At 55.6% G+C, this 13935-nt stretch carries 14 protein-coding genes; 9 read left to right on the forward strand and 5 right to left on the reverse strand.

Annotation, left to right across the window (positions count from 1 at the left end; genetic code table 11):
- The first annotated feature begins 56 nt into the window (after positions 1-56).
- The 9 genes from ACRQU7_RS03180 (at position 57) to ACRQU7_RS03220 (ending at position 7287) form a co-directional block, all read left to right on the forward strand.
- Positions 57-1730, forward strand: coding sequence for an adenylyl-sulfate reductase subunit alpha (locus tag ACRQU7_RS03180; RefSeq protein ID WP_444643638.1), 1674 nt, complete (start codon positions 57-59; stop codon positions 1728-1730).
- Positions 1720-2034, forward strand: coding sequence for a 4Fe-4S dicluster domain-containing protein (locus ACRQU7_RS03185; protein ID WP_444643640.1), 315 nt, complete (start codon positions 1720-1722; stop codon positions 2032-2034). The genes ACRQU7_RS03180 and ACRQU7_RS03185 overlap by 11 nt, the downstream gene beginning before the upstream one ends.
- Before the next feature lie 11 nt (positions 2035-2045).
- Positions 2046-2942 (forward strand): sulfate adenylyltransferase subunit CysD, encoded by an 897-nt coding sequence (gene cysD, locus ACRQU7_RS03190; RefSeq protein ID WP_444643642.1) that lies wholly within the window; start codon positions 2046-2048, stop codon positions 2940-2942.
- Positions 2942-4555, forward strand: coding sequence for a sulfate adenylyltransferase subunit 1 (locus tag ACRQU7_RS03195; protein ID WP_444643644.1), 1614 nt, complete (start codon positions 2942-2944; stop codon positions 4553-4555). The genes cysD and ACRQU7_RS03195 overlap by 1 nt, the downstream gene beginning before the upstream one ends.
- Positions 4556-4650: 95 nt before the next feature.
- A complete protein-coding gene (locus tag ACRQU7_RS03200) occupies positions 4651-5511 on the forward strand; it encodes a 4Fe-4S binding protein (RefSeq protein WP_444643646.1) in 861 nt (286 codons plus the stop codon).
- Positions 5480-5749 carry a sulfurtransferase TusA family protein gene (locus tag ACRQU7_RS03205; protein ID WP_444643648.1) on the forward strand — a complete coding sequence of 90 codons (270 nt, stop codon included), beginning with the start codon at positions 5480-5482 and terminating at the stop codon, positions 5747-5749. The genes ACRQU7_RS03200 and ACRQU7_RS03205 overlap by 32 nt, the downstream gene beginning before the upstream one ends.
- 115 nt (positions 5750-5864) lie before the next feature.
- Positions 5865-6074, forward strand: a complete 210-nt coding sequence (thiS, locus tag ACRQU7_RS03210; RefSeq protein WP_141827109.1) for a sulfur carrier protein ThiS — start codon at positions 5865-5867, stop codon at positions 6072-6074.
- A complete protein-coding gene (locus ACRQU7_RS03215; protein ID WP_444643650.1) occupies positions 6074-6877 on the forward strand; it encodes a HesA/MoeB/ThiF family protein in 804 nt (267 codons plus the stop codon). Before thiS ends, ACRQU7_RS03215 begins: the two co-directional genes overlap by 1 nt.
- Entirely contained in the window at positions 6874-7287 is a 414-nt protein-coding gene (locus ACRQU7_RS03220) for a M67 family metallopeptidase (protein ID WP_444643652.1), read from the forward strand. The genes ACRQU7_RS03215 and ACRQU7_RS03220 overlap by 4 nt, the downstream gene beginning before the upstream one ends.
- 78 nt (positions 7288-7365) lie before the next feature.
- On the opposite strand, the gene ACRQU7_RS03225 is transcribed toward ACRQU7_RS03220, so the two are convergent.
- The 5 genes from ACRQU7_RS03225 to ACRQU7_RS03245 all read right to left on the reverse strand — a co-directional run bounded on the left by ACRQU7_RS03225 (position 7366) and on the right by ACRQU7_RS03245 (position 13914).
- Positions 7366-7704: an MGMT family protein gene (locus ACRQU7_RS03225; protein ID WP_444643654.1), complete on the reverse strand. Its 339-nt coding sequence runs from the start codon at positions 7702-7704 to the stop codon at positions 7366-7368.
- Positions 7705-7764: 60 nt separating this feature from the next.
- A complete protein-coding gene (rpoN, locus tag ACRQU7_RS03230) occupies positions 7765-9201 on the reverse strand; it encodes an RNA polymerase factor sigma-54 (protein ID WP_444643656.1) in 1437 nt (478 codons plus the stop codon).
- Between the two features lie 33 nt (positions 9202-9234).
- Positions 9235-10863, reverse strand: a complete 1629-nt coding sequence (gene ptsP, locus ACRQU7_RS03235) for a phosphoenolpyruvate--protein phosphotransferase (protein WP_444643658.1) — start codon at positions 10861-10863, stop codon at positions 9235-9237.
- 21 nt (positions 10864-10884) lie between these two features.
- Positions 10885-11151 (reverse strand): HPr family phosphocarrier protein, encoded by a 267-nt coding sequence (locus ACRQU7_RS03240; RefSeq protein ID WP_444643660.1) that lies wholly within the window; start codon positions 11149-11151, stop codon positions 10885-10887.
- Positions 11152-11226: 75 nt separating this feature from the next.
- Positions 11227-13914 carry a sigma 54-interacting transcriptional regulator gene (locus ACRQU7_RS03245; protein WP_444643662.1) on the reverse strand — a complete coding sequence of 896 codons (2688 nt, stop codon included), beginning with the start codon at positions 13912-13914 and terminating at the stop codon, positions 11227-11229.
- Between the last annotated feature and the right edge of the window lie 21 nt (positions 13915-13935).

Here is a 13935-nt window from a genome sequence, read left to right on the forward strand (position 1 = left end):
ATCCCGCGTATAATAATCAATATCATATTAAATATGTATGTAAAGTAGGTGATAAGATGGATTTGGAAATCAGAACGCTGACCACGGATTTTCTGATTATCGGCGGCGGCACGGCGGGCTGTTACGCGGCGCTGACCTTCTGCGAAGCGTCCGGCGGCAGCGTGCTGATCGCCGAGAAGGCGGACATCGAACGCAGCGGCTGCCTGGCTGCCGGAGTCAATGCCATCAACGCCTATATTGTGCCGGGGAAAACGCCCCAGGATTATGTGGATTATGCCCGTGCGGACGCACAGGGGATTGTCCGGGGCGATCTTCTGCTGACCATGGCCGAGGGGCTGAATCGCACGGCTGCCAGAATGGAGTCCCTCGGGCTGACGATCCTGAAGGATGATCAGGGACGGTATGCGGCCCGCGGCAGCCGCAATATCAAAATCAACGGCGAGAATATCAAGCCGATTTTAGCCGCAGCCGTTGCCGCTCAGCCGCGGATCACCGTGCTGAACCGAGTGAATGTGTTTGAGTACATCGTCAGGGACGGCCGGATTCTCGGGGCCTATGCAATCGGTGTCGACGAACCGGTGCTCTATGTGATTTCGGCCAAAGCCGTGCTTTGTGCCACCGGCGGCGCGGCGGGGCTGTATCGGCCCAACCACCCCGGTTTTTCCCGCCATAAAATGTGGTATCCGCCTTTTAACACGGGCGCGGGTTACGCCATGGGCATTCTTGCCGGGGCGGAAATGACCACCTTTGAAATGCGCTTTATCGCTCTGCGCTGCAAGGACACCATTGCCCCGACCGGGACGCTGGCGCAGGGAGTGGGCGCAAAACAAATCAATGCGCTGGGCGAGGGATACGAGCAGAAATACGGCGTTACCACCTCCCAGCGGGTGCATGGCACGGTGATGGAAAATCTGGAAGGACGCGGCCCCTGTTATCTGCGAACCGTGGGAATCACCAAAGAGCAGGATGAGGATCTGCAAAAAGCCTATCTCAATATGGCCCCCAGCCAAACCCTTCGGTGGCTGGAAAGCGGCCGGACGCCGGGCGTACAGAATGTGGAGATCGAGGGTACCGAGCCGTATATCGTCGGCGGGCACACCGCCAGCGGGTATTGGGTGGACACCAGCCGCGAAACCACGATCAAAGGCCTGTTCGCGGCGGGGGATGTGGCCGGAGGCTGCCCGCAGAAATACGTTACGGGCGCGTTTGTGGAAGGGGAGATCGCGGCGAGAGCGGCGGCAGCCTATATGGACGATCAAACAGCCCCTCCCGATCCGGGGGATGCCAAAGAAAAAAAACGATGGCTGGAGGGTTTTCTGAACCGCCCCGCGGTGCCGTACGGTACAGACGGGCTGGAAGAAGCCATGCAGTCCGTAATGGACGAATACGCGGGCGGAATCGGAACTCATTACCGTTTTTCAGAGAAATCCCTGCGCATAGCCGCTGATAAAATCTGTGAGCTGGAACGGAAAACCGAATTGCTGGCCGCTTCGGAGATGCAGGAGCTGGTTTACCTGTTGGAGCTTCGCGAGCGCCTTACGCTCTGCAAATCAGTGATCGCCCACTTGGGCGCGCGCAAGGAAACCCGCTGGCACAGCTTCGCTGAAAATACCGATTACCCGGAAAGTGGCGCCGAATGGAACTGCTATGTCAATTCCCGGCTGGAAAACGGGCGGCTGAACATGATTTTTAGGTCGCTTGTGCGGGAGGGAGACGCGTATGAGCATTGAAATTACCGCGGCAAAATGTATCGGCTGCGGGCGGTGCCGCAAAGTCTGCCCCGGCAGCCTGATCCGCCTGGACAAAACGGGGAAAGCGGTGATCCCGCGCGCCGAAAGATGCTGGGGGTGCGCTTCCTGCGTAAAGGAATGCCCGGTACAGGCGATCGCCATGTTTCTGGGGGAAGATATGGGCGGTCTCGGCGGCCGGCTTACCGTCCTGCGGGAAAACACCCTGCTGCACTGGACGGTCACGAACCCGGACGGCAGCGTCAAGACCCTCACGGTGGACAGCCGCGATTCAAATAATTATTAGGAGTGAACTCCATGCCACTGACGCACTTAGATAAACTGGAGGCCGAGGCCATCTATATTTTCCGGGAGGTAGCCGCGGAATGCGAGCGGCCGGTCATGCTCTATTCCATTGGCAAGGACTCGTCGGTCATGCTCCATCTGGCCCTGAAAGCCTTCTATCCCGAAAAACCGCCCTTTCCCTTTCTGCACATCGACACCAGCTGGAAGTTTCATGAAATGATTGAATTTCGGGACAGGCGGGCAAAGGAACTGGGCATCAATATGCTGGTTCATCGCAATGAAGCCGCGATCGCCCAGGGAATCAACCCGTTCGACCACGGCGCGGCCTATACCGACATCATGAAGACACAGGCGCTCAGGGAAGCGCTGACCCAATATCAGTTTACGGCGGCTTTCGGCGGCGGGCGGCGCGACGAGGAGAAGTCGCGCGCCAAGGAACGGATTTTTTCTTTCCGCAATGAACATCATGCCTGGGACCCCAAAAACCAGCGGCCCGAAATGTGGAAGCTTTACAATACCCGGATCAACAAAGGCGAAAGCATGCGGGTATTCCCCATTTCCAACTGGACGGAAAAAGATATCTGGCAATACATACGCCGTGAAAATATTGAGATCGTGCCGCTGTATTTTGCCGCCGAGCGCCCGGTGGTGTACCGGGACGGCAATATCATTATGGTGGATGACGACCGGATGCGCCTGTTTCCGGGCGAAAAGCCGCAGATGAAAAAGGTGCGCTTCCGCACTTTGGGCTGCTACCCCCTTACCGGGGGGGTGGAATCCGAGGCCGAAACGCTGGACGCGGTGATTGCCGAAACGCTTGCCGCCGTGACCTCCGAGCGTACCAGCCGGGTCATTGACAACGAAGAGGCGGGAAGCATGGAGCGGCGCAAACGGGAGGGATATTTCTAATGAGCAATGCGGAAAACGGACTTCTAAAATTTATCACGTGCGGCAGCGTGGACGACGGAAAATCCACCCTGATCGGGCATATCCTTTACGATTCCAAGCTGCTGTACACCGATCAGGAGCAGGCGCTGGTCCTGGACAGTCAGGTGGGCAGCCGGGGAGGGAAAATCGACTACTCCCTCCTGCTGGACGGCCTGATGGCCGAGCGCGAGCAGGGAATCACCATTGACGTGGCCTACCGTTACTTTACCACGGACCGGCGCAGCTTCATTGTAGCGGACACCCCCGGCCATGAGGAATACACCCGGAATATGGCGGTGGGGGCGTCCTTTGCCGATCTGGCGGTGATTCTGGCGGACGCTTCTCAGGGCGTGCTGGTACAGACCCGCCGTCACGCCCGGATCTGCGCCCTGATGGGCATCCGGTATTTTGTGTTCGCGGTAAACAAAATGGACTTGATCGGATATGATGAAAAACGCTTTCTCGAGATTTCCGGGGAGATCGGAAAGCTCCGGGAGGAGCTGGGGCTGGAAAACGCGGTTATCATCCCCGTTTCGGCTACCGAGGGCGACAATGTCACCCGGCATTCCGGCAAAATGGCGTGGTATCGCGGCGAGACCCTTTTGGAGCATCTGGAAACGGTGGACATTTCGGGGGGCGTGCCGGAAGCCGGGTTCTATATGCCGGTGCAGCGGGTCTGCCGTCCGGACCACAGCTTCCGCGGCTTTCAGGGGCAGATTGAAGCCGGAAAAGTCGCGGTCGGCGATCTGCTGACCGCCCTGCCCAGCGGCGAAGCCGCGCTGGTCAAGTCGATTCATATCGCGGATAAACAGGCGGAGGACGCGGCTCTGGGCCAGCCCGTCACCATTCAGCTGGACCGCGAGGTGGATGTTTCGCGCGGCTGTGTGCTGGCCAGAAACGCCGAACTGAAAACGGCAAAATCCTTCTCGGCCACCCTGCTTTGGATGGATGACCAGAAGCTGGTTCCCGGAAAGGATTACTGGATCAAGCTGGGGACAAAGCTGCTCCCCGCCATTGTTACGGGAATCCGCCATAAGGTGGACGTAAACAGCGGCGCGCTGCTTTCCGCCAGCTCGGTTACCAAAAATGAAATCGTCCGGTGCGAGATCGTGCTTTCCGAACCGGCGGTGCTGGATGAATTCCGACTGCACAAAACGCTGGGCGAGCTGATCTTAATTGACCGGATCACCCACGCCACCGCCGCCTGCGGCGTCATTGAGGCCGCGGGGGACGGAAAGCGGGACGGCGTTTTCCTGCGCGACGGCTCCGACAAGCTGAAAATCAACCTTTTCGACCGTTTTTACTATCATGCGGACGTCCATACCGTTCTGCGGCACAGCCCTTCGCCGGTCACCTATGCAAAGGGGGATGCGCTGCCCCTGCAGAGCGGAGCCTTCGAATATCCTGCCGATTTCGATCTGGCGTCCGACTTTGGCTTTGCCAATATCCGGGGCGGCGTTTTTGCCGGATTTGGTTCGCGTGAACGCCGATACCCGCTCCTGGACGCAAATGGTATCGAATTGGAAACAAACCCTCCGCGGGACTTTGGAAAGTACCGCAGGGTGATGGTTTGGGAGAAAGATTATGAGATTTAGCATAAAGCCGCTGCACAGCGGCATGGCGGAGCGATTTTCACCCTCCGGCCGGATTCCCGGGCGGTTTCCAAAATACAAGAAAGCGGTGATTTTGAATGGCGACTGATTACAAAGCGTTAAAAAACGGCGGATTTATGAGGCAGGTGCAGAAAAATAATTTTTCCCTCCGGCTGAAGGTGGTGGGCGGAAACCTTACTGCCGACCAGCTTTTGACTGTCGCCGAGATCAGCAAAAAATACGGCGACGGGTACGTGCACCTTACCTCCCGGCAGGGAGTGGAGATTCCCTTCATCAAGCTGGACGATGTGGAGCCGGTCAAGGCGGAACTGAAAGCGGGAGGTGTCGACACCGGCGTGTGCGGGCCCCGCGTGCGCACGGTCACAGCCTGTCAGGGCAGCAAAATCTGCTCCTCCGGCTGCATCGACACCTACTCGCTGGCGGTGGAAATTTCCGACCGCTATTTTGGCCGGGAGCTGCCCCACAAATTCAAATTCGGGATCACCGGCTGTATGAACAACTGCCTCAAGGCAGAGGAAAACGATCTGGGCATTAAAGGCGGCTATGCGGTCGAGTGGCTTCCGGATGCCTGTACCCTCTGCGGCGTGTGCTCGAAAGCCTGCCGGGAAGGGGCCATCACCCAAACCGACAGCGAGATTTTGCTGGACGAAAGCAAATGCAGCTATTGCGGCCGGTGCGCCAAATCCTGTCCCTTTGACGCGTGGAAAAGCGAACCGGGGTATCTTCTTTCTTTCGGCGGCACCTTCGGGAACCTGATCGCCAAGGGAAAGCAGTTTTTACCCATTATCCATGACAAGGAGACGCTGTTCCGGGTGGCTGACGCGGCCCTGACGTTTTTTGATCAGCACGCCAAGCCCAGCGAACGTTTCCGGGTGGCTATCGATCGGGCGGGCTGGGACGTATTCCATGCAGAAATGGAGGCGGCGTATCGTGGGTAAATACCTCATTGACGAAACAGTGGATATCACGGATGTGGTCTGCCCGGTGACCTTTGTCAAGGCAAAGGTCGCGCTGGAAGAACTGGAGGAGGGACAGATTCTCTCTATTCGCATGAATGACGGTGAGCCGGTGCAGAATGTGCCCCGCAGCGTCAAAGAAGAAGGGCATCAGATTCTGAAGCTCACTGACAACGGCGACGGCACCTATAACCTCATTGTCCGGAAAACGGCCGATTAAGCGCCGGTCAGGTGATCGGCAAGCCCGGACAGATACGCGGAACAGCTCCGCAAGTTGGGGTTACAGGCAGGGAAACAATACGTGAAACGATCAATTGAATTTTGGAGGAGTCAAAATGAAACTTACCGTGGCCGGAGTTCAAAAAGAATACGCCGGGGGCTTGACTGTAGCACAGCTGATCGAACGGGAGCAGGTGGAGACGCCGGAGTATGTTACCGTGTCGGTCAACGATGAATTTATTCAGAGAGATACCTTTTCCGAAACCGTTCTGCAGGACGGCGATATCGTGGAATTTCTGTACTTCATGGGAGGAGGGCAACCCTGATGGCTTTTACCAATGACCAGCTGGAACGCTACTCCCGCCATATTATCCTGTCCGAAGTGGGCGTGAAGGGGCAGAAAAAGCTGTTGAACGCCAAGGTGCTGATTATCGGGGCGGGGGGCCTGGGCGCGCCCGCCGCTCTCTACCTGGCCGCCGCCGGAGTGGGGACCATCGGCATCGCCGACGCCGACGAGGTGGACCTGTCCAACCTTCAGCGGCAGGTCATTCATACCACCCCGGACTTAGGCAAGGCAAAGGTGCAGTCGGCCAGAGAGACCATAGAGGCCATCAACCCGGACATTACGGTCAATACCTACCGGACCTTTGTGTCGGCGGACAATATCATGGAGCTGATAGCGGATTATGATTTTATCATCGACGGCACCGACAATTTCCCCGCGAAATTCCTCATCAACGACGCCTGTGTGCTGGCGAAAAAGCCCTTTTCCCATGCGGGGATCATCCGCTTCCGGGGCCAGCTCATGACCTATGTACCGGGGCAGGGTCCGTGCTATCGCTGCGTTTTCAAAGAGCCGCCCCCGCCGGACGCGGTACCCACCTGCAGGCAGGCCGGGGTCATCGGGGCTATGGGGGGCGTGATCGGCTCCCTGCAGGCCATGGAAGCGGTCAAATACATCATCGGCAGGGGGGAGCTCCTGACCGGGTACCTGCTGACTTATGACGCCCTCAAAATGGAGTTTCGCAAAATCAAGCTGCCGCCGGCGAAGGACTGCGCCGTCTGCGGGGAGCATCCCACCATTTTGAAGCCGTTTGATTACGAACAGGCGGTGTGTGATTTAAAATGACTGTCAGACTCAAACAAGGGGATTATGACGCCATTGTCGCCCACGCAAAAGCGGGCTTGCCCAATGAATCCTGCGGGCTGATTGCGGGAACGGCAGAGGGCGGTCTTAAAACCGTGGAAAAGGTGTACCTTTTATCAAACCCCGACCAAAGTCCGGAGCATTTTTCCATTGACCCCGGGGAACAGCTTGCGGCTGTCCGGGATATGCGCGCGCTGGGCCTCTCGCCGCTCGGAAACTTTCACTCTCATCCTTCCACTCCCGCGCGGCCGTCCGGGGAAGATATCCGGCTGGCCTATGATTCAAAGGCCAGTTATCTGATTCTTTCATTGGCGAAGGAAACGCCGGTACTGAAAGCGTTCGGGATGGCGGACGGCATGGTTGCGCCGCAGACGCTGGAGATAATCCCCTGAGGACTGCAAAGAGTGTTGGCCTACAAAAAAGAAGAGTGATAGAAAAAGAAGCCGGGCATCAATGCCCGGCTTCTTTTTCTATAGGTGCTTTGGGATATTTTCCCGTATGTCCGCCGCGTCCCACCGCCAGATGCTTCGTTTTAAATCCACATTGCCGTTGTCTTTAAAATACACGCCTTCGTTTGACAGAAGCGTCCGCTGTTCGTTCCAGCCGGGGACCAGCCGTCCCGTGCTGTTTACCACCCTGTGGCAGGGCAGCTCCAGATATCCGGGCGCGCGGTGCAGGGCATGGCCGACCAGTCTTGCGTATTGCGGCATCCCCAGCATCAAAGCAATCTGTCCGTACGTTGTGACCCTGCCATATGGGATCACGGCGACCACACGGTAAACCAGACTATAAAATTCTTCCCTCTTCATGCAGCCTCCATCATTCCTTGCTTTCTGTGTCATTGTGCCCGGCAGCACGGGGCGTGGCCTTCATCGGTACATTTTCCGTTTTTCCGCTGCGGGGATTTCCATCTCATACCGATATTTTGCCACGGTACGCCTGGAAATGTCAATGCCCTTTTCCTGAAGGCTCCGGGTAATCTTCTGATCCGAGAGCGGCGCGGACTTGTTTTCGTGCTCAATCAGGCTGCGGATGATTTCCTTGATTTGCAGAGAAGAAAAACAGTCTTCTTTTTCCCGTGACCGTATTTTTGAGGTAAAGAGGGATTTGATGCTGACTGTCCCGGAGGAACACACAATGTACTTTCCGGAAATTGCGCGGCTGACGGTCGACTGGTGCAGATGAAGCCGGTCCGCGACCTCTGCGATGGACATCGGCTTCAGGCAGGATACACCGTGTTCAAAATAATCCTTCTGAAGCTCGACGATCTTCTCTAGTACGCGCAGTACGGTGCTTTTCCGGCTGGACAGCTGCTTTATGAGGAACGACGCCTGTTTTGTTTTATCTTTGAGATACGCGAGAGTTTCGCGGTCATTTTCCTCGAAAAGTAATTTTTGATAAAAACTGCTGATGTGCAGATGGGGAAAAGCCTTCTCATTGTCGCGAATAAAAAAATCGCCCTGCCCGTCTTTACAAATGACCGCCTCGGGGATGATGTATCCGCCGCTGCGGTCCGTCTGAAACCCCCGGGAGGGAATTGGGTTCAGGCCGCGGATAAAATCGCACATCTTTTTCGCGGCCTGAAGGGAAGTACCGAGCCGGTTTGCAATAACCTGTATTTTATTTTCGCTCAGGAGCCCGAGATGTTTTTCAATGATCTCTTTGACCATCGCCGTGTCGCACTCCGAACACTGCCCCAGTTGAAGCAGCAGGCATTCCGTTATATTTGCGGCGCCGACCCCCGGCGGCTGCATCGTCTGAACGATTTTTACAGCTTCCTTTATTTTTTCGACCGGCAGCCCCAAATACCGGGAAAGCTCTTCCACGCTGCTGCCGAGATACCCTTTTTCAGTAAGGTCCTGAATGATGTAGCTGCAAATGCGCCCGGCAGTCCGGTCGACTTCCTTTTCTCCAAGCTGGCGCAGCAGATAATCGGTAAAGGTGTCTTCCGCTGAAAGCGTAGCGTACGGGTCAAAATTCTCCTCATCGCCATAAAAGGGCTGACGGACGCCGGGGACGCAGCCGTCCAGAGAAAGCATTTTAGCAATTTCCAGAGCGCTTTTCTCGTCCTGATAGGATTCACCGTCGTCAGCCAGCGCACAGTCGGAAAACAGAGGGTCTTCCTGCGGGCCATCGCCGTCATACTCCAGCACCGGATTTTCCATGACGGCTTCTTCCACCCGCTGCCGCAGTTCCGCAAGGGGCATCTGCAGCAGGGCAAGGGATTCTCTCATCTCCGCCGTCAAGTTCAGCTTCTGGCTTTGGCTCTGCCTCTGCGTCTGATTTTTTATAAATGAAAGCTCCACAAAATCACCTTCCGGCCAAAGAGGCGGTTCCCCTTATGTACCGATGCATTGAAGCAGCGTGCTTCTGGTTTCGGCGATCATTCCCGGGCTTACGGAAAATTCATCCAGCCCGTATTCCAGCAGCAGGGGAATTGCCCGCTCGTTGGATGCCAGCTCGCCGCACAGGCAGCAGGGAATCCCGGATTGATGCGCGGCGGAAATCGTCATCCGGATCAGGCGCAAAACAGCCGGATGCAGCGGATTGTATAAATCGGAAATACTCTCATTCATCCTGTCCACCGCCAGCGTATACTGCGTAAGATCATTGGTCCCGATGCTGAAAAAGTCGACCTGCTTCGCGAATTCCTCCGCGGTCAGCGCGGCGGACGGAATCTCTATCATCATTCCGGTCGGAATGGAAGGACAAAAACGGACGCCCTCCTGTTCCAGCTGTAATTTGCAGGTGTTCAGGGCGTTTTTCGCGCGCTCCAGTTCTTCCATGCAGCTGATCATAGGGAACATGATTTGAATATTTCCGAATGCGGACGCCCTCAGAATCGCCCGGAGCTGTGTCTGAAACAGCTCCGGATTCTGAAGGCAAAGCCGGATCGCCCTCAGTCCGAGAAAGGGATTGCTTTCCCTGTTCATCGGAAGATACGGGAGGCTTTTGTCCCCTCCGATATCAAGGGTGCGGATGGTAAGGGGCCTGCCGTCCAGCAGCTCGGCCGCTTCTCTGTAAATCTGGAACTGCTCTTCCTCGGTGGGCATGGATGCCCTGTTCATATATAAAAATTCCGTCCGGAAAAGCCCGACGCCTTCCGCGCCGTTTTTCAGCGCGGCCTCAATGTCCCTGATGCCCCCGATATTCGCTGCGACCAAAATCCGCCTTCCGTCCCCGGAACAGATTCTGGCGCCGGCCGTGCGTTTCCCGTCCTCTTTTTTCCGGTTGAACTGATTTTCAAGCATCCGGTACTTTTTGATTGCTTCGGCGTCGGGGCGGGCCAGCACTTCTCCCGATACGCCGTCCACAATGACCGTATCGCCGCCGCGGACATCCGCGAGGATATCCCTGCAGCCGACGACCGCCGGAATGTCCAGCGCTTTTGCGAGAATGGCCGTGTGGGAGGTTTCTCCGCCCGTTTCGGTCACCAGTGCCAATACTTTCTCCCTGTCGATCTGCGCGGTGTCCGAAGGCTTCAGATCATGAGCGAAAAGGACGGTTCTGGCGGGCAGACCGGCAAAATCGATTTCTCCGCTTTGCCCCGCGAGGTTGCGCAGGATTCTGGAACCCACGTCTTTAATATCCGCGGCGCGCTCTTTCATATAGCCGTCCTCAAATGCGGAAAAGGTGTCGTACAGGGTCCGGGTCACGTCGGAGAGGGCCTTTTCCGCGGTTACGGATTCCTGCTTTATTTTATGGAAAGCTTCCCCGGTCAATGCGGGGTCGTCTATAAAATTCAGATGGCTTTCGATAATTTCCACGTTTTTGGCGTCCAGCTTTTCGCGGGCCTTTTTTACAATCTCCTCAATCTGTTTTTTGGACAGTTCCATTGCCTTTGTCAGCCTGTCTGCTTCCGCGGCGGGGTTCTCCGCAGTCTCCTGAAAGCGCAAAGCTGCGTCCGTGCCGATGACATAGGCTTTTCCCACCGCGTAGCCTTTGGAAACTCCAATGCCTTTTTTCATAATGGGCCTCCTAATCAGGAATTAGTCTTCTCCGAATTTTGATTGAATCAGCTGGGTCAGCTCCGCGACCGCTTTTATTTCATCTTTTCCGTCCGCTTGGATCGTGACAATATCATTCATCTTTGCCTGCAGGGCGAGCAGGCTGATCATGGATTTCGCGACGGCCGAGCGGGAACCGTTTTTGATGATGATCTCGGAATCATATCTGCCGGCGGCCGTAACCAGCATGGAAGCCGGACGGGCGTGCAATCCGACCTTGTTGGATATCTGTACTGTCTGTGACGTCATAATGGCATCCTCCTTAAAATGTGTTTCACTGATTATCAAGCAATTTTCGTGCCAAAGACAGTTTGACCGTTTTTCCTATGTCGGAGAAACACAGTTTTCCGCGGCGAAAAAGGAAGCAATATAACAGATTTCGTCGTCGGGAATCCGAACTTTAAACTTTTGCTCCAGCCTGCCGCACGATGTCTTTATCATTTCAAAAATTTCCCGGTTGTTTTTGATATAAGCGTCCCTGCCGGGAAATTCCTCAATGGCGATCTTCCCGATCAGACGGTCGATCAGGCACCCGATATGGCACAGCACCCCGATCAGCGAGTCCGACAGCAGGCGGCGCTGTGTGCGCATCTCTATTTCCTGAATCACTTCCCGGATATCATTGAAAATGCTTTTGCTGTTGAGATTTTTCAGCATATTGGAAAGTGTCCGGCCGATTTCTTCAAACGTGTTTTCCGTATCGATGAGCGACTGGATTTTCGGTACGGCCTTTCGGTCGAAGACATCCGCCAGGTCGAAATGCGGCACCGCGAGGTCGATTGGAAAGCTGCTGACAACACAGAGGATTTTCCCGATACGGCTGATGGAGTCCAGCCGGGAGGAAATGCTTTCTTCTTCCATAAGCTTTAGGGCGACCGTTTCACAAAGGGAATTGTGGTAGTCCAGCTGGCTGTCCAGAATATTTTTGATGACCTGCGCGCTGCCCTCCCCGGTCGTACAGACGGTAAGGATAAAGAGCTTCGGCAATTGCCCCTTATTGGGAGCCAGCGGGTCGGTCTCGCTGAGCAGATCGTTGACGGACAGCGTTTCATGATACACATAGTCCAGCGGATATCCCAAAGCGGCTTTGCGCCCGGCCTCGATCACGTGCAGCGTGCTGACCAGAGGGATGGTTTTCACATGGATGCCGAGCTCGTTTTCCAGCGCCGTTGAAAAATCGGTCAGGGAGCCCATATCCACCAGCAAAAGAAGGTCGGACTTCTGCGGCCTTCCAAGCAGATATTCTTTCAGGCCGGTATAGACCTTTTGCGGGTTTTCGTCCAGGGAGGCGTCTATTCCCGCCACGCAGTCCATCCCAAGCAGCCGGTTTGCCGCGCCCGCCATGGAAGTCGCGGTTGACACGCCGTGCGCGATCACGATCACCTGTACCCGTTCGTTCCTTTCCCCGGTCATCGGATGGTCCAGACAGAGAAATACGGCCAGAAAACCGGCTTCATCGATTGGCATGGTGATGTCAAATTCCCGATCGACCAGCTTCAGGCTTTCCAGCGCGACGGTAAATTCCGCATCGTGCTCCTTGCGGATCAGGTTCAGCTGCGGATTCACAATCCTGCGTCCTCTTTTTACGCGGTTGACGGAGTTGTAAATATGTACCGCCATTCCGTAACGGATATTGTTCCCGAAACTGCGTTCCAGCTTTTCTTCCGCATGAGCCAGAATCCTGTCGACGGTCTGCACGATTTCTCCGCCCACCAGATTGGTAATGCTTGAAAAATCCTGCGGATGACTGGAAAGCTCCGTGTACTTCTCAAAGTAAAGATGGATTTCCTTGTCGATCTGCCTGCTGATTTCCTGCTCGTCCGCGCCGATTCCCTTTAGCTCCTGCATCCGGGTATCGATCATTTCATAGATGTTTTCCGCGTCTTCATTATTCCGGAACAGGAGTTCTTTGGAATCGCTGTCAAACACGCAGTAGCGTTTGTTGATCCCGATAAAGCGGTTCCAGATCTGACGGTGCGTGGTTTCAAGGTACAGGCCTTCCTTGATATAAGAGGGCAGGTCAAAGCTCACAATGCGCAGGTCCTCTTTTTTGCCGGATACAAGGTCGGAATAGGCTTTGGCGCAAATGATCTGAATGTCGTTTTTTAGCTGGCCGACATTGTTGGGGCAGTGGTAACTCAGGAGCGACCGCATGGAATTGACGGAAACGGAAATCGGTTTGTTCAGCCTCATGGATTCCTTTCGAAAAAAGCCGCTGATCAGATTCAGCCGCTCTTCCATGCTTCTTTCGCTTAAACTCGGAATCTTGATGATCATGGGAATCCTGCGTACAAAGGTCTTCAGCAGGGTGGAATCCGGGTCCTCCGTCGTGGCGCAGAGGAGCAGAACCTTCGCCCTCCTTTCCAAATCCGCCTCTCCCAGACGGCGGTAGACGCCGCGGTCGATAAAGGTGAACAGCATTTCCTGTCCCTGCGGGGGCAGACGGTGAACTTCATCCAGAAACAGGAACCCGCCGTCGGCTTTTTCAAGCAAGCCGGGCCTGTCCGTATCCGCGCCCGTATACGCCCCTTTTTTCGTTCCCATCAGCTGGCTGACCAGAAGCTGGGGATTGTTTGCATAGTCCGCACAGTTGAAGACAATAAAAGGCGCGTCCCTGCCGACACATTCTTTTTCCCGTGCGTATTGATAAATCAGTTCCGCGAACATGGATTTTCCCACGCCGGTTTCTCCGAAAATCAGCAGATGCATTCCATTCGGCGGATACAGCACGGCGGCCTTTGCCTGCTCCACACAATGGTAAAGGCTCCTGTTCTCCCGGACAAAAGCGTCGAGTGCGGACTCGGCGCTTGGAGGGGGAAGAGCGCCGGCGGGCCTGTAATAAACGGGCTTCGAGCCGGACTTTTCCGCTTTGCCTTCTTCGCAGAGCCTGTTCAGGTCGCTGCTCACGTTGGCGCGGGACAGCCCCAGGTTTTCCGCCAGGTCCCCGGCGGTCACGCCCCGTTCGCCAGAAAGCTCGGCTAATTTTTTTCTTACGATCTCGATCCGCTTCAAGCTTACCACCCTATCTTTCTC

The organism is Caproiciproducens puteiluti (assembly GCF_052442865.1).
Lineage (GTDB): Bacteria > Bacillota > Clostridia > Oscillospirales > Acutalibacteraceae > Caproiciproducens.